Genomic DNA, 21,104 nt, shown 5'->3' with positions numbered 1-21,104 from the left:
GGGGGACGCTCCGACGCCTCCCTTTTTTAGTACTCCGATAAATTCGTGACCACCAATCTAAATCCTATGCGACCGACGCTTGTCGTGCCCCGGCAGAAGTCGGTCATAAGGCGCTTTGAAAATGGTGATCTACGCACCCGGAGACGCGATCGGATCGCATAGGGGGCAAAGGTGCGGATGAGGGCGTCTATAGACGCCTTAGAGCAGGCATAACGCCCTTAGAAGATTGCGAAAATTTCAGGGTAGTTCAAACACCGGTGGACGGTGTGGCGGAGCGGGAGGGATTCGAACCCTCGATACGCTTTTGACGTATACTCACTTTCCAGGCGAGCGCCTTCGACCACTCGGCCACCGCTCCGCATGTCCTGGAACAGCGCGCCTAGCCGCTCCCGGGCCGGCTCGCAAGTGATTGCGTGATCCGTCGCCTTGCGCCAATCTTGCGGCCATGATCAGCCTGCTCCTCGCCGCCGCGCCGCTGCAAGCCGCTGCCGCCACGCCCGCCGATCCGATCGACGCGGACTGGCAGGCGGTCCCCGATGACGAGCTGCTGGTGATGACGCTCGCCTCGGGCAAGCAGGTCGTCATCCGCCTCGCCCCCGCCTTCGCGCCGGCCCATGTCGCCAACATCCGTGCGCTGGCGCGGGCGCGCTGGTGGGACGATGCGAGCGTCTATCGCGTGCAGGAAAATTGGGTCGCGCAATGGGGCGATGCGACCGAGAAAAAGCCGCTGCCCGCCGGGATCACCGATCACCCCGCCGCCGAATTCGAGATCGCCGGCTTCCAGCCCGCCGTACGCCTCGCCAAGGCGGACAGCTATTCGAGCGCGAGCGGGATCACCGCCGATGGCTGGCCGGTCGCGACCAACGGGCGGCAGGCGTGGCTGACGCATTGCTATGGCATGGTCGGCGTCGCGCGCGATGCCCTGCCCAGCACCGGCTCGGGCGCCGAGCTGTTCACGCCGATCGGCCAGTCGGCGCGGCGGCTCGATCGCAATTACACCGTCGTCGGGCGAATCGTCGACGGCATGGGCTATCTGTCGGCCCTGCCGCGCAGCGACGCACCGATGGGTGTCTATGCCGATCCGGCCGAGCGCACCGGCATCGTGTCGGTGCGGCTCGCCAGCGATATGCCGGCCGCCGGCCGACCGCATTTCCAATATCGCCGCGCCGACAATCCGCGCTTCGCCGCCGCCGTCGCCAAGCGCGAACATCCCGATGCGCCGACGGTCGGCCTGGGCGGGGCGGCGGTGTGCGACGTGCTGCCGGCGGTCCGTCGCGCGCGCTGAGGCCAGCCGCTTCCGTATGCCTTCGGGCAGGCCGTGCCCCTCGTCCGACACTGCGGGCCCACGGCATGGTCGATCGCGCGAGGCCGGAAATCTCACCGACGAGACCATCGCAAGCATGGCGCGTCCTATAAGGGAGAGATCGTCTCCACCGTCAGCGATGTGCCCGAGACCGGGGCGCCATCGTGTCGACCCATCCGATCGGCCGTAAGCATCATCTCGAACCATGGCCGATCCCGTCACGATGCTCCTCTGCGCCCACGGCCGATCGCGGCGCAGCCGGTTCCACAAGCGACCGATCCGATCCCGTCGTGGAAGGTCGGGCCGTCGCCCCCGCGCCATCTGTAGCACCGACGATGCGGCGCACCCACCACGAAGCCTGGCGGCGATAGCGCGCCCCGCTGATCTTCCACCAAGACGGACCTTCCTGCGATGAACCTCGCCCTGCTCGGCTTCCTGATGGTCGCCACCTTCATGACGCTCATCATGACCAAGCGGATGACGCCGCTCGTCGCGCTGATCGTCGTGCCGACCGTCTTCGCGCTGATCGCCGGCTTCGCCAGCGGCGTCGGCGCGATGATGATCGACGGCATCACCGCGCTCGCACCGACCGGCGTCATGCTGCTGTTCGCCATCCTGTTCTTCTCGACGATGACCGATACCGGGCTGTTCGATCCGCTGGTCAACCGGCTGCTCCGCCTCGTCCATGGCGATCCGCTCAGGATCCTGGTCGGATCGGTGCTGCTCTGCGCGCTCGTCAGCCTCGATGGCGACGGCTCGACCGCCTATATCATCACCATCGCCGCCATGCTGCCGCTCTACCGCCGCTATGGCATGAACCGTCTGTACCTGTGCTGCCTGCTGATGACGACCAGCGGCATCATGAACCTGACGCCCTGGGGCGGCCCGACCGCGCGCGCGGCGAGCGCGCTCAAGCTCGACCCGGCGGCGCTGTTCCTGCCGCTGATCCCCGGCATGATCGCCGGCCTCGCCGCGCTGGTCGCGCTCGCGCTGATTTTGGGGCGGCGCGAGCGCGCGCGGATCGGGATCGTCCGCCAGCCCCAATCGGGCGACGCGCTGGCGATGGCGGTGTCGCAATGGCCGGAGGCGCGCCGGCCCAGGCTCCGGTGGTTCAATGCCGCGCTGACGATCGCGCTGCTCGCCGGGCTGGTGCTCGGCCTGTTGCCGCTGTCGGTGCTGATGATGCTCGCCTTCGCGGTGGCGATGCTGGTCAATTATCCCCAGGTCGCCGAGCAGAAGGCGCGGATCACCGCCCATGCCGGCAATGCCCTGTCGGTGGTGTCGCTGATCTTCGCGGCGGGTATCTTCACCGGCATCCTGTCGGGGACCGGGATGGTCGCGGCGATGAGCAAGACAGTGGTCGGGCTGATCCCGTCGGCGCTCGGCCCCTATATGGCGCCGATCACCGCGGCGCTCAGCCTGCCCTTCACCTTCTTCATTTCGAACGACGCTTTCTATTTCGGCATGCTGCCGATTCTCGCCGAGGCGGGGGCGCATTACGGCGTCGCGCCGATGGCGATCGCCCGCGCGGCGCTGATGGGCCAGCCGGTGCATATGCTCAGCCCCCTCGTCCCCTCGACCTATCTGCTCGTCAGCCTTGCCGGCGTCGAGCTCGCTGATCACCAGCGCTTCACCCTGGTGCCCGCGGCCCTGGTGTGCGTGGTGATGACGCTGGTCGGCATGGCGGTGCTGGCCTTTCCGCTCGCCGGCTGATCGATGAGCCGCGCCCGTCACCCGATCCCGCTGCGGAAGGCATACCGGCCCGACGGCACCTCGATCCCCGGCCGGCCGTCGCGGTCGACCACCGGCGCGAAGCGCGACGGAGCCGCTCCCGCCTCGGGCACGCCCGGCAGGAACAGGGCGGCGGTGGCACCCGGCGGGACCAGCAGGTCGAGGCTCAGCCCCGCACTGCCCTGCCGGCGCCAGCGCGTCTCGATCCGGCCGAGCCGCGAGTCGTAGCGCGCGCCCGCGCGCTCCATCCGCGGGTCGAGCACCGGTCGCACCACGAAGCGGCGGAAGCCGGGTGCGGTCGGCGCGATGCCGGCGACGCGCCGGAACAGGAAGCCGACCACCGCGCCCAGCGCATAATGGTTGAACGAGTTCATCGACCGGTCGCCGGCATCGCTGTTCCAGCGTTCCCAGGTCGTCGTCGCGCCCTTGGCGATCATATAGCCCCAGGACGGAAAGTCGGTGCGCAGCAAGAGGTCGTAGACCAGCGCATCCTCGCCCGCATCGGCGAGCACGTCGAGGCTGTACGGCGTGCCGAGGAAGCCTGTCGACAGCAAGGTCCCGCGGCGCCGGATATCGGCGACCAGCCGCGCAACCGCCGGCCGGCGCTGCGCCGCGTCGAGCAGGTCGAAGCGCAGCGCGAGGATATAGCCGGTCTGCGATCCGTTGCCGATGCTGCCGTCGCCGCGCACGAAGGCGGTGCGGAACGCGCGCGCCAGATCGGTCGCCAGCGCGGCGTAACGCGCCGCCTCGCCCGTGCGGCCACTTGCCCGCGCCATGTCCGCCATCTGGTCCGCGGCGGCCTTCCAGAAGGCGGTGCCGATCAGGTCCTTGGGCGTGGTCGGATCGCCCGGCTGCTTGGCGTCGAGCGCGAGCCAGTCGCCGTAATCGACGCCGCGCGCATGCGACAAGACGAGGTCGGGATTGCTCGCCCGGATCGATTCGAGGAACTGCGTCATCGACGCCCAATGCTGGTCGATGAGGCTGGTGTCGCCATAGCGCTGCCATACCGTCCACGGCAGCGCGACCCCGGCGTCGCCCCAGCCCGGCGACGAGCCCGGCTCGGCGAAATGGTCGCGGCGCGCGACCGGGGCGATATCGGAATAGGCGCCGTCGTCGCGCTGGGCATCGCGCATGTCGCGCATGAAGCGCGCGGTGAAGGCGGCGGTGTCCATGTTGAAGCTCGCCGCGTCCCAGAAGACATGCGCATCGCCGGTCCAGCCGAGCCGTTCGTCGCGCTGCGGACAGTCGGTCGGAATGCCCATGAAGTTGGAGCGCTGGCTCCACCGGCTGTTGATCCACAGCCGCTGCGGCACATAGGCGGACAGCTGCAGGTCGCTGGTTTCGGGCAGGTCGGTGCGGATGACGATGCCGGTGATGTCCGCGGCGGTGACCGGCTGGCGCGCGCCTTCGATCTGGACGTAGCGGAAGCCGTGATAGGTGAAGCGCGGCTCGTAGCGTTCGACCGCGCCGTCGGTGGCGAAGGTATAATGATCGGTCGCATCCGCCGCGCGCAAATTGCTCTGGTCGACGCTGCCGTCGGGGTTGAGCAGCTCCGCGTAGCGCAGCCGGATCGTCTGCCCGCGCCGGCTCCTGAGCGCGATGCGCACCCAGCCGGCGACATTCTGGCCGAAGTCGACGACGCTGGCGCCATCGGCGAGGCGGACGATCGCATGCGGTCGCAACTGCTGCTTGCGGCGGATCGGCGGCACCGTCGCCGCGACCAGCGCCGCGGTCGCGGGCGGGGCGGGCTCGGCCGCGCTCCAGCGCGCGTCGGGCGTAAAGCCGGGACGGCTCCAGCCGGGCTGTTCGCGGCGCGCATCATAGGCTTCGCCGTCATAGATCGTCGCGCTGGTGATCGGCGATTCGGCGACCGACCAGCCCGGCCCGGTCGCGACGCACGCGACGCGGCCATCGGCGTAGCGGATCTCGAGCTGGCCGAAGAGGCGCAGCGGCGGCTCGCCGTAGGAGAAGCGGCCGTCGGGCGAGATATAGCTGCCGTACCAGCCGTCCGCGACATGGACGCCGAGGACATTGTCGCCGGGCACCAGCAGGTCGGCGACATCCTCGACGCAATAGAGGCAATGTTTGCGATAGTCGCTGAATTCGGGGCGGAGCAGCGCCGCATCGAGGCGCTTGCCGTTGATCTCCGCCTCGTACAGGCCGAGCGCGGTGAGGTAGAGGCGCGCGCTGGCGACACGGCCGGCGACGCGGAACGGCTTGCGCAGCAGCGTCGCCGCGCGCGCCGGCATCACCGCCTGTCCCGCGGCCGCGCTCGTCGGCGTCCAGTCGCTGTCCGCGCCGCCCGCGCGCCACGCCCCGCGCGGCGCGAGCGCGCTGTCCAGCGTCGTGCCGTCGAAGCGCAGCGTCCGGCCGTCGGCGAGCGTCGCGCGGACCAGCGCCGCCGCCTGCACCGGCGTCTCGCCACGGCTGCGGGTCTCGATCACCAGCGCATGCGGTCCCGCCGCGGCGGAGGCGATCGCGCTGCGCGGTCCCGGCGAGCCCCAGCCGCCGCGCTTGGGCGGGATGATCTCCTCGCCGTCGAGCCAGATGCGGCTGCCGGCACTGCACGCGGTCAGCGCGGTCAGCTCCGCCGGCTGCGGCAGCGTGAAGCGCAGCCGGAACGCCTGCGTCGCGCCCGCCTTGCCGGCCGGGCCGACCCGCCAGCCGAGCCCGGTCGCGCGGTCCTGCCGCTGCGCCGCCGTCTCCGCCGACAGCCATTGCGCCGACCAGTCCGACGCGGCGAGCAGCCCCATTTCCCAACAGGCGACCGGCGAGGTCGCGGCGATGCCGCGCTCGTCCCAGGCCGTCACCCGCCACCAGACCCGCTGCCGCGCAGTGAGCGGCGTTCCGGCATAAGCGACGTCGAAGCAGCGATCGTCCGCGATCCGGCCGCTGTCCCACAGGTCGAACCGCCCCTGGTCCGCGGCGATGCGGCTCGACGCCACGCCGACGCGCCAGGCGGTCTGCCGCGCGCCGCGCCGTTCGCTGCGCAACTGCCACGACAGCCGCGGCGGGGCGCTGTGCAGCCCGAGCGGATCGACGAGCCCGTCGACCAGCAACGCCGCCACCGCCCAGTCCGGCGTCGTCGCCGCGGCGAGAGCCCCGGACTCGAGCGGCCACAAGGCCATACCCGCACCGCCCCCCAGCAGCACGGAACGCCGATTCGGCATAAGCGTATTCCCCCCCCAGACAGGTGTCCGTCCCCCGGCCGCCCTCGGCCGGCGCACCGATATACATCCGAAACAGACATACCATCTCATCGATCGAAGTCCACCCGGCGATGATCGCTCCAGAACGATGAGCAATCGTTTGCCACCCGCGCTTCTTCGCGATAAGCCAGCAGCTTGCCGGGGTCGGCGAAGCGACGGAGAGAAGATGCTGCGGGTTGAGGAAACGTCGGGGCGGGTGCGTGCGGCGCCGGCACGCTGGACCGTGGGCGACGTCGCCCGGATCGATCCGGCCCGCTGCCCTGTCGCGCCGCTGATCGGTGCGGACGATGTCGCGCGGATTTCCGACGATCTCGACATCTGGGATGCCTGGCCGGTGCAGGACGATGACGGCACGCCCGCGGCGATCGGCGCCGGCGAGACCTTGTGGATGGCGCTCGGTGCGCCGCGGTTCGACGATCCGGACGCACGCCACGGCCATGCCCGGATCCACCTGCTGCGCCATCGCGATGGCCGATGGCAGGACCTCGGCCCGGCGATGCCCGACGGCTTCGCGCCGGGCAGCCGCGAATGGTCGGGATCGGCGGTGCTGGAGGCCGACGGGACAACGCTGACGCTCTATTTCACCGCCGCGGGTCGTCGCGGCGAGGCAGAGACGAGCTTCGAACAGCGGCTGTTCCGTGCGCACGCGCGGCTGGTGATCGAAGACGACACGCCCGCCTTGCGCGACTGGCGCGACCTTGCCGAGATCGTCGTCCGCGATCCGCGCTATTATATGGCGAGCGATGCCGGCACCGGCGCGATTGGCACGATCAAGGCCTTTCGCGATCCCGCCTATTTCCGCGACCCGGCCGATGGCCGCCGCGCCTTGTTCTTCGCCGGATCGCGCGCCGAGGCGACGGGCGAGTTCAACGGCGTCATCGGCCGCATCGATGCCGATCGGGACGGTGCGCCGCACTGGCAATTGCAGCCGCCGATCGTCGACGCGACCGACGTCAACAACGAGCTCGAACGGCCGCATGTCGTCGCCCACGGCGGCCGTTATTATCTGTTCTGGTCGACGCAGCGCCACGTCTTCGCTCCCGCCTGCGCGCATGCGCCGACCGGCCTGTACGGCATGGTCGCCGAGTCCCTCGACGGCGACTGGACCCCGCTCAACGGCAGCGGCCTGGTCTTCGCCAACCCTGCCGACGCACCGCGGCAGGCGTATAGCTGGCTGGTGCTGCCGGATCTGTCGGTGATCAGCTTCATCGACGATTGGGGTCGCGGCACCGCCGACGCGGGCGCGCGGCGGTTCGGTGCCACCTTCGCGCCGGTGCTGCACCTGACGCTCGACGGCGAGCGCGCGACCCTCGCCGGCGACTGAGCACCGCGGTCAGCGCGCCATGTGCGTGGCGAAGAATTTCGCCATCACCGCATAGGCCTCGCGCGATTCGGGCAGATCGGCGTTGTAGAAGAAGCCGTGGAACATGCCGTCCCAGGCGTGGAACTGCGACTCGACGCCGACCCGCGCCAGCGCGTTATGCGAGTTGAGCGCCGCGCTCATCTCGAAGGCGCGCGTGCCGGTTATGAACAGGGTCGGCGGAAAGGCGCGCAGCGTGTCGGGCGAGACCAGCGGATAGGCCTGGGGATCGTCGGCACGCGCCGCGGCGAGATAGGCCATCGGCGGCATCGCCGGCCGCTGGCCGGGTGGCGGCGGCGGAAATGTGAAGCCGTTGAGCGGCCCGGCCAGCAACGCCGAATCCCCCGCGGTCAAAGCGCCGAGCGAGGCGCAGAACACGCCCGCCGCCGCCGGCATCGGCAGCTTGCGCTGGTGGAAGCGCGACAGTACCTCCGCGGTCAGCATGCCGCCTGCCGAACAGCCGTAGAGCACCATATGCTCGGGCCGATAGGTCTTGAGCAGCGCGCGATAGACCGCCTCGACATCCTCGCTGCCGGCCGGAAAGGCATATTCGGGCGACATGCGATAATCGACCGAGATCACCTTGATCCGCATGATCGCCGCCAGCGGCACCGATTCGACCAGCGAGGCGGAACGGCCGCCGGTGGTGAAGCCGCCACCGTGCAGGTTGATCAGCACGCGGTCGCGGTTTTCGGGCGCGATCCCCGCCGAGGGCGTCACCACGTCGGTGACGATGCCGCCGATCCGCTGCTCCGCGATATCGACCGCATAGCGGCGGCGCATCGGTGCGAGGAAGTCGCGCATGATGCCGTCCTGCCGCGCCCGCTCCGCCCTGATGTCGGCAGCGGGGGCGCCGAACGGCTTGTCGACGATCAGGTGCCGCAGATAGTCCGCGCCCTCGCGGCTCATCAGGTCGGAGAGCGGCACGCGCACCCCGTCGAGCGCGACGGTGCCGTCCTGCGCCGCTGCGGGCTTGGGCGCCGGCGCGGTCTGCGCCACCGCGGTGACCGCCATGCCGCCGGCGAGGATCGCCGCCATCGCCGCGCGCCCTGCCCGCCCCTGTCCGTGCCGCATCCGTCTCTCCTGTCGCCGCCGTTGCCGCGGTATCGCACCATCCTGCGCATCCCCGTTCGCTTTGGCAATCGATTTGCCAATCACGATGACCGGGGCACGTCGATAGCTATCGAGCGCTGTTGTAATCGATTGTCGAGCGGTTATGCTGCGGTAAAACAAGCAGACAGGAGAGGTTGATGACAAGGATTCCGCTGGCGATGGCTGCGTGCGTGCTCGCATTGCAGAGCCCGGCCATGGCGCAGGCGCAAGCGCAGGCCGAGGCACCGGCGGCTGACGTGCCGTTCCGCGCCGGCGCCGCCAAGATCGACATCACCCCCGCCAAATCCTCGCTCCCCAAGGGGTTCGAAGGCGTCAACGATCCGATCTACGCACGCGTCGCGGTGCTCGACGACGGCAGCAGCCGCGCCGCGCTGATCTCGGTCGACGCCGGTGCGATCCCCAATGAGATCTGGTCGGCGGTGACGCAGGGCGCACAGACGGAATTGGGCGTCGCGCCCGAACGGCTGATGATCACCGCGACGCACACCCACAGCGTCCCCTTCCGCATGGATCCGACGATGAGCGGCAAGATCATGACCGCGCTGCGCGAGGCGGCGGGCAGGTTGCAGCCGGCGCGGATCGCTTATGGCCAGGGCGTCTCCTACATCAACGTCAACCGCAACATTATCGACCCGAAGACGCATCGCTGGTGGGAAGGGCCGAATTACGAGGGGCCGTCGGACAAGACCGTCGCCGTGGTGCGGATCGAGACCACCGCCGGCCAGCCGATCGCCATCTATTACAATTATGCCGTCCACGCGGTCATCAACGGCCAGCTCGACCAGGTCAGCGGCGACATTCCCGGTGCGACCTCGCGCTACATCGAGGATTCGCTCGACAACAAGGCGGTGGCACTGTGGAGCGAGGGCGCCGCGGGCGACCAGAACCCGATCTTCTTCCAGCAGACCTACGACCTGCGCGCGATCCGCGTCGCCGATTACGCCAAGCGCGGCGAGGATATCAGCAACGCCATGCCGCCCGGCGGCCAGGGCCTCAACAAGCGCGACCCGCAGGTCGTCCGGCTGATGAACCAGCAGCGCCAGCTCGCCAACGCCATGGGCCAGATGCTCGGCGAGGAGGTGCTGCGCGTCAATCGCGACACGCTCGACCGGCCGGAGGTCGCGCCGCGCCTGTTCGGCGCGAGCAAGACGATCACCTGCCCCGGCCGCACCCGCACCGATCAGGGGCGCGCCGGCTATCCCGGCACCTATACCGACGGCGATCCGCTGCCGATCCGGCTGAGCATGCTCAAGATCGGCCATATCGAGATCGGCGGCGTCAATGCCGAGGTGTTCAACCCGATCGCGCAGCGCTTCAAGGCACGGGCCGGCTCGGCGCGGACGATGATGGCGACGCTGACCAACGGCATGGCCGGCACCGGCTATATCCCGAATGACGAAGCCTATGGCCAGAACACCTTCGAAGTCGTGTCGTCGCGGCTCAAGCAGGGTTGCGCCGAAACCGGCATCATCAACGGCCTGCTCGATCTCGAACAACAGGCGGACCGCCGCTGATTTGCCGGACAGCGGGGCGGCCGGCCTTGACGGGGCCGCCGCCTTCGCGTTCGGTGACCGCCCGTTGACGAAGAGGCGCCCCTTGGCCCGCAAGCCCGATCCCTCCCCCGCCGCCACCCGCGCCAAGCCACAGAATATCCAGGAGCTTGCCCGGATCGCCGGCGTCTCCTCCGCGACGGTGTCGCGCGCGCTGGCCGGCACGGGCAATCTGTCCGTACAGACGCGCGAGCGGGTGCGCGCGCTGGCCGAGGAACTCGGCTTCCGGCCGAGCAGCATGGCGCGCAACCTGCGCACCGGCCGGACCGGGGCGATCGGCGTCGTCGTGCCGCTGGGGCACGAGCGGACGCAGCATATCTCCGACCCGTTCTTCATGACCCTGCTCGGCCATATCGCCGACAATGTCACTGAGCGCGGCTACGATTTGCTGCTCACCCGCGTCGTGCCCAACGATCCCGCCTGGCTCGACGCGATCGTCGACGCCGGCCGCGTCGACGGCGTCATCGTCGTCGGCCAATCGGATCAGGCGGAGGTGCTCGATCAGGTCGCGCAGCGCTACGCACCGATGGTCGTGTGGGGCGCGCGGATTGAGGGGCATCATTACACCACGGTCGGCAGCGACAACCGGTTGGGCGGCCGGATCGGCGCCGAGCATCTGCTCGCCCGCGGCTGCCGCAAGCTCGCCTTCTTCGGCGATCCGCGCGTGCCGGAGGTCGAGCAGCGGCTGCACGGCTTTCGCGATGCGATCCGCAGCGCCGGACCGGGCCATGTCGGCGCGCTGCTGCCGGTGCATTTCGTACCGGAACTCGCACTCACCACCATCTCCGACTATCTCGCCATCGCCGAGGGGATCGACGGCATCTTCGCCGCTTCCGACACGATCGCGATGATGACGATCCAGGCGCTCGCCGATCAGGGTCGTGCGGTGCCCGACGACGTCAAGGTGATCGGCTTCGACGATCTCGACATCGCCCGCCACACGCTGCCGCCGCTCAGCTCGGTCCGGCAGGACCTCGCCGCGGGTGCGGGCGCGCTGGTCGATGCGCTGATGCGCCGCCTCGCCGGCGCGCCGGCCGAGGCGATCAGCCTGCAACCGACCGTCACCGAGCGCGCCTCGACCAGCGCCGGCTGATCCGCCGCCCGCCGCGTCCGGCACGCGGCGGCTGTGGTATCGAAGACGCACCCGCGGTGTCGTCTGCAATCGTTAGCCAGGATAACGGACTTCCCCTTGCATTGTGCGTCGATTGGGTTACGCAATCGATTGTCACGATAGATCAAAACGATCATCAGGGAGAGGAACATGCATTTGAAGACGGGAGCCGCGATTCTCGCGCTCGCCGCCGGCCTGGCCGCCGGCACCGCCGGCGCACAGACGACGTCGACCACCGACGGCGCGCCGCAGATCACCTCGCCGAGCGCCACCGCGCAGGAGACGACCTCCGCCGACCCGAGCCAGGCGCCCGAACAGGCCTCGCCCGATACGCAGGACATCGTCGTCACCGCATCCAAGACCGGCGCGCAGACGTTGCAGACGGTCCCGCTCGCCATCCAGGCGTTCGGCGGCGAGGACCTGCGCGAACGCAACATCAACAATGTCGCCGACCTGATCTCGAACATTCCCGGCGCGTTCGAAAGCCAGCGCCAGTCGGTCGCCTCGCGCTCCTACAGCATCCGCGGCGCCGGCGCCGGCGCGGCCAACGGCGACTCGCCGATCGGCTATTACGTCGACGACGTGCCGTTCGTCGTCACCAATTTCGGCATCGCGCCGCCGATCCGCTTCCAGGACCTCGACCGCGTCGAAGTGCTGCGCGGCCCGCAGGGCACGCTCTACGGTCAGGGCTCGGCCGGCGGTGTGTTCATCTTCCACACCCGCGATCCCGACCTCAAGAAGATCGAGGGCGCGGTCGAGCTGGAAGGATCGTCGACCAAGGGGGCGGACGCGCTCAATTACGGCGTCGCGGGCGTCATCTCGGTGCCGATCGTCAAGGACCTGCTCGCGATCCGCGTCAGCGGCGGCCATTCGTTCAATCCGGGCTGGGCCGACGAATATTACGGCGCCTATGACGGCACGCCGGACCGCAAGGGCGTCAACAAGGTACGGAACGACGACATCCGCGTCGTCGCGCTGTTCAAGCCGGCCAGCAACCTGACCTTCCGTGCGCAATATTGGCATTTCCGCCCGCGGCAGGATTTCCTCGGCAGCCTGCAATCGGTCAGTCCGCCCTATTACGAGAATACCGCCGCGCAGCCGAGCTTCGGCAACGGCGACTTCAAGCTGTACAGCCTGTCGGCGACCTGGGACCTCAAGCATTTCTCGGTGACGAGCGCGACCAGCCAGCTCGACGGCAATTTCGGCATCTATGTGCCGATCTCGCCCGCCGGCTTCTTCTCGAGCCAATTCTATCCGACGATGTTCAGCCAGGAGGTGCGGATCAATTCGAACGGCAACGGGCCGTTCCACTGGCTGCTCGGCGGTGCCTATCAGAACGGCAAGGGGCCGCAGGCCAACCAGCTCGACATCCCGCCCTTCGTCTCGATCAACGCCGACAACAATACGATCACGCGCAACTATGCGGTGTTCGGCGAAGTCAGCTACGATCTGTTCGACGGCAAGCTGGTGCCGCTCGGCGGCCTGCGCTTCTATCACGACAAGCGCACCTTCGAGGATGCGAGCACGACCAACAGCAACACGCGCGACGTGACGACGTGGCGGCTCAACCTCTCCTATCTGCCGACCAACGCGCTCACCGCGTTCATCACCGCGGCGACCGGCTTCCGCGCCGGCATCGTCCAGTCGCAGGTGCAGGCGGATCTGCTCGGCCAGATCGGCATTCCCGCCGGCACGCAGACCAAGCCCGAACGCTCGCGCAATTACGAGGTCGGGGTGAAATGGCGGACGCCGGACCGCAACCTCAGCATCGGCCTCAACGGCTATATCACGCAATATAAGGACCTGCTGACGCCGACGCCGACGCTCAACGCCAGCGTTTCCGGCTTCTCCAACTTCGGCGACGGCACGACGCGCGGCGTCGACATCGACGTCCACTGGCGCACGCCGGTCACCGGCCTGTCGGTGGGCGCGGTCGCCAACTTCAACCACGGCGAATATGACCGCGTCGATCCGGTCGTGCAGGCGGCGCTGCCCTATCTCCAGAAGGGCTCGCGGCTGGTCAACACGATCGAGCAGAACTGGCGCGTCGATGCCGCCTACACCCATGCGATCACCACCGACTGGGAGGGCTTCGCCAATGCCGCGTGGAGCCACACCGGCAACCGCCTGCAAAGCCTCAACCTGACCGCGCGGCCCTATGAGAATTTCACCGCCAGCGTCGGGGTGCGTCACGGGCCCTATGAGCTGGTGCTGTTCGGCGACAATCTGTCGGACGCCAAGGGGCCGACGATCATCCTCAACAACAATCCCAATGCCGGCGCGCGCCCGACCCCGCGGACGATCGGCCTGCGCCTGCGCGCCAACTTCCAATGAGCTGGCCGCCCCCTCCTGCCGAGGGGGCAGGAGCCGCCGTGATCCTGCGTTCGCAGGAGCACGGAAGGCGCCCTAGCGCGGCGCCTTGGCCAGCGCGCTCGACAGGGCGCGCTGCGCCAGTGGCTCCATCACCGCATAGCCGGCGCGGGTCGGGTGCACGCCGTCATTGGCATAACGCGGATCGAACGCGCCGTCCGGCTGCGCGAACGGCGTGTAATAATCGATGAAGGCGATCCGCCGCTCCGCCGCGAGCGCCTTGAGCCGCGCGTTGAGCGCGCGCACCACGGGCCGCAGGTTGAAGTCCGGCCGCGGCAGCAGGCGCGACATCGGCGGAATGCTCGCCAGCACGACGGTGATGCCATTCGCCTGCGCTAGGTCGATCATCGCGCGGACGTTGTCGATCGATTCGTCCTCGGTCACCGGACCGGTCGCGCCGCCGATGTCGTTGGTGCCGGTCATGATATGGACGACACGTGGATGCAGCGCGACGACGTCGTGATAGAAGCGCACCACCATCTGGCTGCTGCTCTGCCCGCTGATGCCGCGGTCGACGTAATTATGGCTGGTGAAGAAGCTGGGGTCGGCGTTGATCCAGCCTTCGGTGATCGAATCCCCCATGAACACGACATCCGGACGCCGGCCGGATTGCTTGAGCGCGGCATTGGCGTCGCGATAGCGGCACAGGAACGGCCAGTCGGTCGCCTGCTGCTCCGCCTGCGTCTTGCGGAAGCCCGCGCCGATCGGATTGGCCGGGTCCATGAAACGCTGCGCCATCGCCGACATCTCGTCGAGGTTGCGCGGCCGCGTCTCGAACTGCGCCGCCTGCTGCGCCGCGGCGGGCGGCACCGGCAACGGACAGCGGATCGTCGTGCCGTTGACCGCCGCAAAGGCTTCACCGAGCTGCGGCGTCGGCGGCGCGACCGGTGCCTGCGCCATGGCGGTGGTCGCTCCCAGGGCCGCGATCATGGCGGCCCGTATCGTGATACGCGGCATATCCCCTCCTGTCTTTGCGCCAGCATAGCCGGGGGAGCCGGTCAGGCAAAGGATTGTCGTGAGCCTGACAGCGCGAGATGTCGCCTCCCCGGGCCGTGGACGTAATGGTTTGCACAGGGGCTGGAGCGGTCCTAATCTCCCCGGAAAACAGGAGAGACGGGCATGAAGACACGGGCAAACGGGCGCATCGCCGCGGCGGCATCGACGATCCTGATCGCACTGGCCCCGCCGGCCGGCGCGCAGACCGCCGCGTCGCCCGTCGCCTTGCAGACCCCGGCGATGGCCGGCTGGATCGAAAGCTGGGGCACCGCCCAGCCGCTCGGCCCGGTGCCGCCGCCGCCCGCCTTCGCGCGGCCCGCCCCGTCCCGCAATGCGGCCCCGACGCCGCCCTCGCCGATCGTCCCCGTCCCGCCGACCCTCGCCGACCAGACGGTGCGGATGATCGTCCGCGCCAGCGTCGGTGGACCGCAGGTCCGGCTGGCCTTCCGCAATGCCGCCGGCGGTCCGACGGTGACGCTGGGGGCGATCCACGCCGCCCTCGCCCAGCCGGACGGTGACATCAGCACTGCCAGTGATCGCGTCGTCACCTTCGGCGGCCGGCGCAGCGTGACGATGTTCCCCGGCGCGACGATCGTCAGCGATCCGATCCCGCTCGCCGTCGCGCCGCTCGCCGACGTCGCGGTCTCGATCCACCTGCCGGCCGCCACCCCGACCAACACCGTCCATTCGCTCGGGCTCAATCCCGCCTATATCGCCGCGGGCGACCAGACCGCCGCGACGACGCTGACCGCACCGCAGTCCGTCCGGTCCTATTTCTGGCTGTCGGGCCTCAGCGTCCCCGCCGCCGCTGCGGATGCCGGCACCATCGTCGCCTTCGGTGATTCGATCACCGACGGCTATGCGACGACACCCGGCGCGCACCGCGCCTGGCCCGAGCTGCTCGCCGCCCGCCTCCAGGCAGAGGGCGGCGGTAGGCTCGGCGTGGTCAACATGGGCATCTCGGGCAATCGCATCCTCAAGATGGGCGCGGGCGAGAGCGCGCTGCAACGCTTCGACTCCGACGTGCTGGCGCGGCCCGGCGTGCGCTGGGTGCTGCTGCTCGAAGGGATCAACGACATCAACATGAGCATCATCCCCGGCGTCCCCGCCAGCGAGGGCGTGACCGCGGCGCAGATCATCGCCGGCCTCGACCAGCTCATCACCCGCGCGCATCAGCACGGCATCCGCATCGCCGGCGCGACGATCCTGCCGACCAAGGGCCTGCCCTTCTATTCGGCGGCGGGCGAAGCAATGCGCGGCGCGGTCAACGCCTGGATCCGCGGCAGCGGCCGTTTCGATGCGGTGGTCGATTTCGACGCGGCGGTGCGCGACCCCGCCGATCCGCTGCGGCTGCGCCCGTCGTTCGATCCGGGCGACCATGTCCATCCCAACGACGCCGGCAATACCGCTATGGCGCGGGCGATCCCGCCGACGCTGTTCCGCTGAACCGCCGTGCCGTGCCGTGCCGTGCCGGTCAGGCCGGCACGGCGGTGGCGAGCGTGTCGGCCGGATCGGCGGCATAATCCTCGCGGTTCCGTCGCGCGAGCCGCGCCGCGGCGGGCTTGCGCACCAGGTTCCAGCCGCACAGCGCCGCGAGCAGCGTCGCGAAGCCGCCGCCGAGCACGATGCTGTAGACGCTCGTCCCCATCAGGTCGCCGACCGCGCCCATCGCCAGCGGCGCGAGCACCGCGCTGATGCAGGTGAAGAACAGCAGAAGCCCGGCGATCGAGCCATGCCGCTGCCGCTCGAAACAGCTGATCCCGGTCGAATTGATCGTCGGATAAAGGACCGACATGAACAGCCCCGTCGCCGGCAGCGCATAGGCGGCGACATCGCGTCCGAACACCACCGCCAGCCAGAACAGGACCGCCATCGCGCCGCTGCACGCCGCGATCACGATGCTCCACTCGAGCCGCGCGAGCAGCCACGCGCCGAGGAACCGCCCCGCCGCGCGCAGCACGAAGAAGACCGACACCGTATAGGCGACCAGCCACGCCGCCGGGCCCTGATAGCCCGCGAAATAGGTCGGCGCCCATACGTAGATCGCCGCTTCCGCGCCGACGTAGAGCATCAGCAGCGATCCGAAGAACCACGCCATCGGATCACCCAGCAGCGCGAGGCTGCCGCGCATGTCGACCGGCGCGTCGGCTTTCGCCGCCGCCGGTTTCGGAAACGGCGTCACCACGGCGCCGACGATCAGCAGCACGCACAGCGCCGCCGCGACCAGATAGACCCATTTCCAGCTCGCCCCCATCGCGAGCGATCCGCTCACCACCGCCGGACCGACGATCGCGCCGACGCCGAAGAACGCCTCGATGAGGTTCATCGTGCGCGCATGTTCGCGCGTCGAGGTGGAGATGTCGCCGATCAGCGCCAGCGCCGCCGCCTTGAACACGCCGATACCGATCCCGGCGACGAACAGCAGCACGACGAACAGGCCGAAGCGATGGCCGAGCGCGAAGAAGGCGGAACTCGCGCAGAACAGCACCAGCCCGGCGAGGATCGCCCGCTTGCGTCCGATCCGGTCGGCGAGGAAGCCGAGGCCGATCGCCGCCAGCCCGATCCCCGACATGGTGGCATATTGAAAGGCGCCCGCCGCGGTCAGCCCGAGCCGGAACTCACGGATGATCTCCGGAATCACCGTGCCGACCGAATCGGTGGTCATCGCGAAGGCGGCGAACATCAGGAAGACCAAGGCCTTCACCGCACGCGCGGCGCCCCTGCCGCCGCCATCGTGCCCCTGTGCCGCCATGTCCGATCCTTCCCTGTCTTTTTCGTCGTTGCAGCGAGTGTAGCCATGGCGGGCACAATTAGGCAATCGGTTGCGTCGCGGCTTCATCGGACGGGGCGGATCGCCGGCGGCTATCCGTCGACGACGATACCGCCCTTCATCACCAGCCGCACCGACCGGACGGCATCGATGTCCGCGGTCGGATCGCCCGCAACGGCGACCAGGTCGGCGAGCAGGCCCGGCTTCACCGCGCCGAGCCGGTCGCCCATCCGCATCCAGCGCGCATTGCCCGAGGTGGCGGCGAGCAGCACCTGCGCCGGCGCCATCCCGGCCGCCGCCATCAGCGTCATCTCCCGCGCATTCGTGCCATGTGCGAAGACGCCGACGTCGCCGCCCATGCAGATCGGCACGCCCGCGGCGCGGGCCAGGCGGAACGCCTCGCGGCTCGTCCGCACCGCCGCGGGCGCCGGCTCGGCGCCGCTCCAGCCGCGGTAGCGCGCGCTCGCGTCGGCCGCGGCGAGCGTCGGGCAGAAGGCGATCTTCTTCGCCGCCATGCTCGCGAAGATCGCGGGCGTGCCGCCATAGCCGTGTTCGATCGTGTCGACCCCCGCAGCGATCGCGCGGCGCATGCCTTCCGCGGTCGCGGCATGGACCGCCACCGGCCGGCCCGCGTCATGCGCTGCCGCCACCGCCGCCTCGATCTCGGCGAGGCTCAGCGTCGCGCGGCTGTCCTCGCCGGCCCGCCAGCGATAATCGGCGTAGAGCTTGATCCAATCGGCGCCGGCGGCGATCTGGCGGCGCACCGCGGCGACGATCGACTCGACGCCCGAAACCTCCTCCGCCCCCTGCGGGATGGCGACGCCCGGCTCGAACCCCTTGGGGCCATAAGCGCCGAGCGCGACGATCGCGCGCGTCGCGACGCTCAGCCGGGGCCCCTCGACGATCCCCTGATCGATGGCCGCCTTCAGCCCGACATCGGCATAGCCAGCGCCTTCGGTGCCGAGGTCGCGCTCGCTGGTGAAGCCGGCCCGCAGCGTCGCGCGCGCCTGCGTCACCGCACGCGCGGTGCGGAGCGCGAGTGGCTCGTGCAGCACCTGATCGTCCCAGCTCGCCTCGTCATAGGGGTGGAGGAAGAGATGGCCATGCCCCTCGATCATGCCGGGCATCAGCGTGTCGCCGGGCAGATCGATGCTCCGCGCGCCCGCGGGCGCGACAAGGCCGGGTCCGACCGCGACGATCCGGTCGCCGCGCACCAGCACCTGCCAGCCGGCATGGCGCGTCCCGTCGACGCCGTCGAACACCGCCGCGGGCCGCAGGAGGATGGCGCCGCCGGTGGCAGGCGCGTCCGGCGGCGCGCCGGCGCCGGTGAGCAGCCCCGCCATCATGATCGCCAACCAGCGCTTGGCCATGTCCCACTCCTCGTTCTAGGCTCGCCTCATGGTTACCCTGCTCCGGCGCGCGTGCAATCCGCTGATCTTCGCAAGCCTGCTGGCGACGACCGCCGCCGCGCCGCTGCCGGACATGGCGCGATGGCAGGCCGAGGCGGCGCGGGTGACGATCACCCGCGACGATTGGGGCGTGCCGCATATCCGCGGCCGCAGCGACGCCGACGCGGTGTTCGGCATGATCTATGCGCAGGCCGAGGACGACTTCGCGCGGATCGAGGCCAATTACCTGACCGCGCTCGGCCGTACCGCGGAGGCGGAGGGCGAGAGCGCGGTCTGGAGCGACCTGCGCCAGCGGCTGTTCGTCGACCCGGCCGGATTGCAGGCGCAATATGCCGCCAGCCCCGGCTGGTTGCGGGCATTGATGGCGGCCTGGGCGGATGGGCTCAACTTCTATCTCGCGACGCATCCGCAGACCAAGCCGAAGGTGCTGACCCGGTTCGAACCGTGGATGGCGCTGAGCTTCACCGAAGGCAGCATCGGCGGCGATATCGAGCGCATCTCGCTCGCCGACCTCAAGACCTTCTACGGGCAGCCCACGCCGCCCTCGCCGCAGGAGCTGGGCGCGATCCCGCGCGAGCCGTCGGGATCGAACGGCATCGCCATCGCGCCCCGGCTGACCCAGGCGGGGCATGCGCTGCTGCTGATCAATCCGCACACCAGCTTCTACTTCCGCTCGGAAGCGCAGATGACCAGCGATGCGGGGCTCGACGCTTATGGCGCCAGCACCTGGGGGCAGTTCTTCGTCTACCAGGGATTCAACGCGCACGCCGGCTGGATGCACACCTCCGCCACCGTCGACAACGTCGACCAGTTCGCCGAGGCGGTCGTCCGGCGCGGCGACGGCTGGGCCTATCGCTACGGCCGCGATCTGCGGCCGGTCACCACCCGCAGCGTGACGATCCGCGTCCGCCAGCCCGATGGCAGGCTGGGCGAACGGCGGTTCACCACTTGGGCGACGCATCATGGCCCGATCGTTGCGACGAAGAACGGCCGCTGGATCGCCACCGCGCTGATGTGGCGCCCGGTGCCGGCGCTCGAACAAAGCTGGCTGCGCACCAAGGCCAGGGATCTCACCGCCTATACTGCGATCGCAGAGCGCAAGGCCAATTCCTCGAACGACACGCTGTTCGCCGACGATCGCGGCGAGATCGCGTTTCTGATGCCGCAATTCATGCCGGTGCGCGACGACCGCTTCGACTATACCCGCCCGGTCGACGGCAGCGACCCCGCCACCGACTGGAAGGGTCTGCACGCGCTCGCCACGCTGCCCAGCGTCGCCAATCCGCGCGTCGGCTGGGTGCACAATACCAACGACTGGCCGTGGAATGCGGCGGGTCCCGACAGTCCGAAAGCTACGGCCTATCCGCGCTACATGGACCAGATCGGCGGCAATGCGCGCGGCGACCATGCCGACCTGCTGCTGACCGGCAAGAGCGGCTGGACGCCCGAGCGACTGCGCGCCGCCGCCTATGACCCATATCTGCCCGCCTTCGCGCGGCTGCTGCCCGGCCTCGTCGCGGCGTGGCGGTCGCTGCCGGCGGGCGATCCGCGCCGGCGCACGCTCGCCGCGCCGATCGCGACGCTCGCAAGCTGGGATGACCGCTGGGGCTATGACTCGGTCGCGACCAGCCTCGCCATAATCTGGGGCGACCAGTTATGGCGCGAGGTCGGCGCCTTCGCCCAGGCCGAGCGGATCAACGTACCCGACTATATCGCCACGCGGGTCACCCCCGCGGCCAAACTCGCCGCGCTCGACGCCGCGGTCGCGCGGCTGACCCGCGATTTCGGCAGCTGGCGCACGCCGTGGCGTGCGATCAACCGGTTCCAGCGGCTCGACGACGCGATCCAGCCGCATTTCGACGACGCACGGCCGTCGACCCCGGTCCCCTTCACCTCGGCGCAATGGGGCAGCCTCGCGTCGTTCGGCGCCAAGACCTGGCCGGGGACGCAGCGCTATTATGGCACCAGCGGCAACAGCTTCGTCGCGATCGTCGAGTTCGGCCCGCGGGTGCGGGCGATGGCGGTGATGGCCGGCGGCCAGAGCGGCGATCCCGCCTCGCCGCATTTCGCCGACCAGATCGACCGCTATGCCACCGGACGGCTGCGCCCGGTCTATTTCTACCCGGACGAGCTCTCCGGCCATGTCGAGCGTCGCTATCGCCCCGGCGATCCGACGCACTGA

Annotated in this window: 13 protein-coding genes and 1 tRNA gene; 8 read left to right on the top strand and 6 right to left on the bottom strand. The window is 69.6% G+C overall.

What is annotated here, in order from left to right:
• Window positions 1-267: 267 nt before the first annotated feature.
• Window positions 268-358: transfer RNA gene (locus tag V8201_RS16185), tRNA-Ser, on the bottom strand.
• Window positions 359-445: 87 nt separating this feature from the next.
• Between V8201_RS16185 and V8201_RS16180 the strand changes: the two genes are divergently transcribed.
• Together V8201_RS16180 and V8201_RS16175 are read left to right on the top strand one after the other, a co-directional pair.
• Complete coding sequence (locus V8201_RS16180; RefSeq protein ID WP_336545949.1) at window positions 446-1,285, top strand: peptidylprolyl isomerase; 840 nt, start codon at window positions 446-448, stop codon at window positions 1,283-1,285.
• A 429-nt stretch (window positions 1,286-1,714) separates the two neighbouring features.
• The gene (locus V8201_RS16175) at window positions 1,715-3,016 is read left to right on the top strand and encodes a CitMHS family transporter (protein ID WP_336545948.1); all 1,302 of its coding nucleotides are present in this window, start codon (window positions 1,715-1,717) and stop codon (window positions 3,014-3,016) included.
• Window positions 3,017-3,033: 17 nt separating this feature from the next.
• Here the strand turns inward: V8201_RS16175 and V8201_RS16170 are convergent, their stop codons facing one another.
• A complete protein-coding gene (locus V8201_RS16170) occupies window positions 3,034-6,162 on the bottom strand; it encodes an alpha-L-rhamnosidase (protein ID WP_336545947.1) in 3,129 nt (1,042 codons plus the stop codon).
• A gap of 247 nt (window positions 6,163-6,409) precedes the next feature.
• Here V8201_RS16170 and V8201_RS16165 point away from each other — a divergent pair, with 247 nt between their 5' ends.
• Window positions 6,410-7,567 carry a glycoside hydrolase family 68 protein gene (locus V8201_RS16165; RefSeq protein ID WP_336545946.1) on the top strand — a complete coding sequence of 386 codons (1,158 nt, stop codon included), beginning with the start codon at window positions 6,410-6,412 and terminating at the stop codon, window positions 7,565-7,567.
• Window positions 7,568-7,576: 9 nt separating this feature from the next.
• Here V8201_RS16165 and V8201_RS16160 read toward each other — a convergent pair whose 3' ends face one another.
• Window positions 7,577-8,677, bottom strand: coding sequence for an alpha/beta hydrolase fold domain-containing protein (locus tag V8201_RS16160; RefSeq protein WP_336545945.1), 1,101 nt, complete (start codon window positions 8,675-8,677; stop codon window positions 7,577-7,579).
• A gap of 176 nt (window positions 8,678-8,853) precedes the next feature.
• On the opposite strand from V8201_RS16160, the gene V8201_RS16155 reads away from it, so the two are divergent.
• The 3 genes from V8201_RS16155 (at window position 8,854) to V8201_RS16145 (ending at window position 13,711) form a co-directional block, all read left to right on the top strand.
• Window positions 8,854-10,230 (top strand): neutral/alkaline non-lysosomal ceramidase N-terminal domain-containing protein, encoded by a 1,377-nt coding sequence (locus V8201_RS16155; RefSeq protein WP_336545944.1) that lies wholly within the window; start codon window positions 8,854-8,856, stop codon window positions 10,228-10,230.
• An 82-nt stretch (window positions 10,231-10,312) separates the two neighbouring features.
• Entirely contained in the window at window positions 10,313-11,359 is a 1,047-nt protein-coding gene (locus V8201_RS16150) for a LacI family DNA-binding transcriptional regulator (protein ID WP_271299077.1), read from the top strand.
• A 168-nt stretch (window positions 11,360-11,527) separates the two neighbouring features.
• Window positions 11,528-13,711, top strand: a complete 2,184-nt coding sequence (locus tag V8201_RS16145; protein ID WP_336545943.1) for a TonB-dependent receptor — start codon at window positions 11,528-11,530, stop codon at window positions 13,709-13,711.
• Between the two features lie 72 nt (window positions 13,712-13,783).
• Here the strand turns inward: V8201_RS16145 and V8201_RS16140 are convergent, their stop codons facing one another.
• Entirely contained in the window at window positions 13,784-14,677 is an 894-nt protein-coding gene (locus tag V8201_RS16140) for an SGNH/GDSL hydrolase family protein (RefSeq protein ID WP_336545942.1), read from the bottom strand.
• 189 nt (window positions 14,678-14,866) lie between these two features.
• Here V8201_RS16140 and V8201_RS16135 point away from each other — a divergent pair, with 189 nt between their 5' ends.
• Complete coding sequence (locus tag V8201_RS16135) at window positions 14,867-16,189, top strand: SGNH/GDSL hydrolase family protein (RefSeq protein ID WP_336545941.1); 1,323 nt, start codon at window positions 14,867-14,869, stop codon at window positions 16,187-16,189.
• Between the two features lie 28 nt (window positions 16,190-16,217).
• On the opposite strand, the gene V8201_RS16130 is transcribed toward V8201_RS16135, so the two are convergent.
• On the bottom strand, window positions 16,218-17,495 hold the full coding sequence (locus V8201_RS16130; RefSeq protein WP_336545940.1) for an MFS transporter: 1,278 nt from the start codon (window positions 17,493-17,495) through the stop codon (window positions 16,218-16,220).
• Window positions 17,496-17,605: 110 nt separating this feature from the next.
• The gene (locus V8201_RS16125; RefSeq protein WP_336545939.1) at window positions 17,606-18,883 is read right to left on the bottom strand and encodes a metal-dependent hydrolase family protein; all 1,278 of its coding nucleotides are present in this window, start codon (window positions 18,881-18,883) and stop codon (window positions 17,606-17,608) included.
• Window positions 18,884-18,911: 28 nt separating this feature from the next.
• On the opposite strand from V8201_RS16125, the gene V8201_RS16120 reads away from it, so the two are divergent.
• On the top strand, window positions 18,912-21,104 hold the full coding sequence (locus V8201_RS16120) for a penicillin acylase family protein (RefSeq protein ID WP_336545938.1): 2,193 nt from the start codon (window positions 18,912-18,914) through the stop codon (window positions 21,102-21,104).

Origin of the sequence: Sphingomonas kyungheensis (assembly GCF_037120395.1) — a bacterium.
GTDB classification, from domain to species: Bacteria; Pseudomonadota; Alphaproteobacteria; order Sphingomonadales; family Sphingomonadaceae; genus Sphingomonas; species Sphingomonas kyungheensis.
The sequence above is the reverse complement of the archived record's forward strand: the minus strand, read 5'-3'. Positions and strand labels throughout refer to the sequence as shown.

Excerpts from the sequence above, each read along its gene's own strand:
- V8201_RS16180 (WP_336545949.1), top strand. The coding sequence starts at position 446 with ATGATCAGCCTGCTCCTCGCCGCCGCGCCGCTGCAAGCCGCTGCCGCC.
- V8201_RS16175 (WP_336545948.1), top strand. The coding sequence starts at position 1,715 with ATGAACCTCGCCCTGCTCGGCTTCCTGATGGTCGCCACCTTCATGACG.
- V8201_RS16170 (WP_336545947.1), bottom strand. The coding sequence starts at position 6,162 with ATGGCCTTGTGGCCGCTCGAGTCCGGGGCTCTCGCCGCGGCGACGACG.
- V8201_RS16165 (WP_336545946.1), top strand. The coding sequence starts at position 6,410 with ATGCTGCGGGTTGAGGAAACGTCGGGGCGGGTGCGTGCGGCGCCGGCA.
- V8201_RS16160 (WP_336545945.1), bottom strand. The coding sequence starts at position 8,677 with ATGCGGCACGGACAGGGGCGGGCAGGGCGCGCGGCGATGGCGGCGATC.
- V8201_RS16155 (WP_336545944.1), top strand. The coding sequence starts at position 8,854 with ATGACAAGGATTCCGCTGGCGATGGCTGCGTGCGTGCTCGCATTGCAG.
- V8201_RS16145 (WP_336545943.1), top strand. The coding sequence starts at position 11,528 with ATGCATTTGAAGACGGGAGCCGCGATTCTCGCGCTCGCCGCCGGCCTG.
- V8201_RS16140 (WP_336545942.1), bottom strand. The coding sequence starts at position 14,677 with ATGATCGCGGCCCTGGGAGCGACCACCGCCATGGCGCAGGCACCGGTC.
- V8201_RS16135 (WP_336545941.1), top strand. The coding sequence starts at position 14,867 with ATGAAGACACGGGCAAACGGGCGCATCGCCGCGGCGGCATCGACGATC.
- V8201_RS16130 (WP_336545940.1), bottom strand. The coding sequence starts at position 17,495 with ATGGCGGCACAGGGGCACGATGGCGGCGGCAGGGGCGCCGCGCGTGCG.
- V8201_RS16125 (WP_336545939.1), bottom strand. The coding sequence starts at position 18,883 with ATGGCCAAGCGCTGGTTGGCGATCATGATGGCGGGGCTGCTCACCGGC.
- V8201_RS16120 (WP_336545938.1), top strand. The coding sequence starts at position 18,912 with ATGGTTACCCTGCTCCGGCGCGCGTGCAATCCGCTGATCTTCGCAAGC.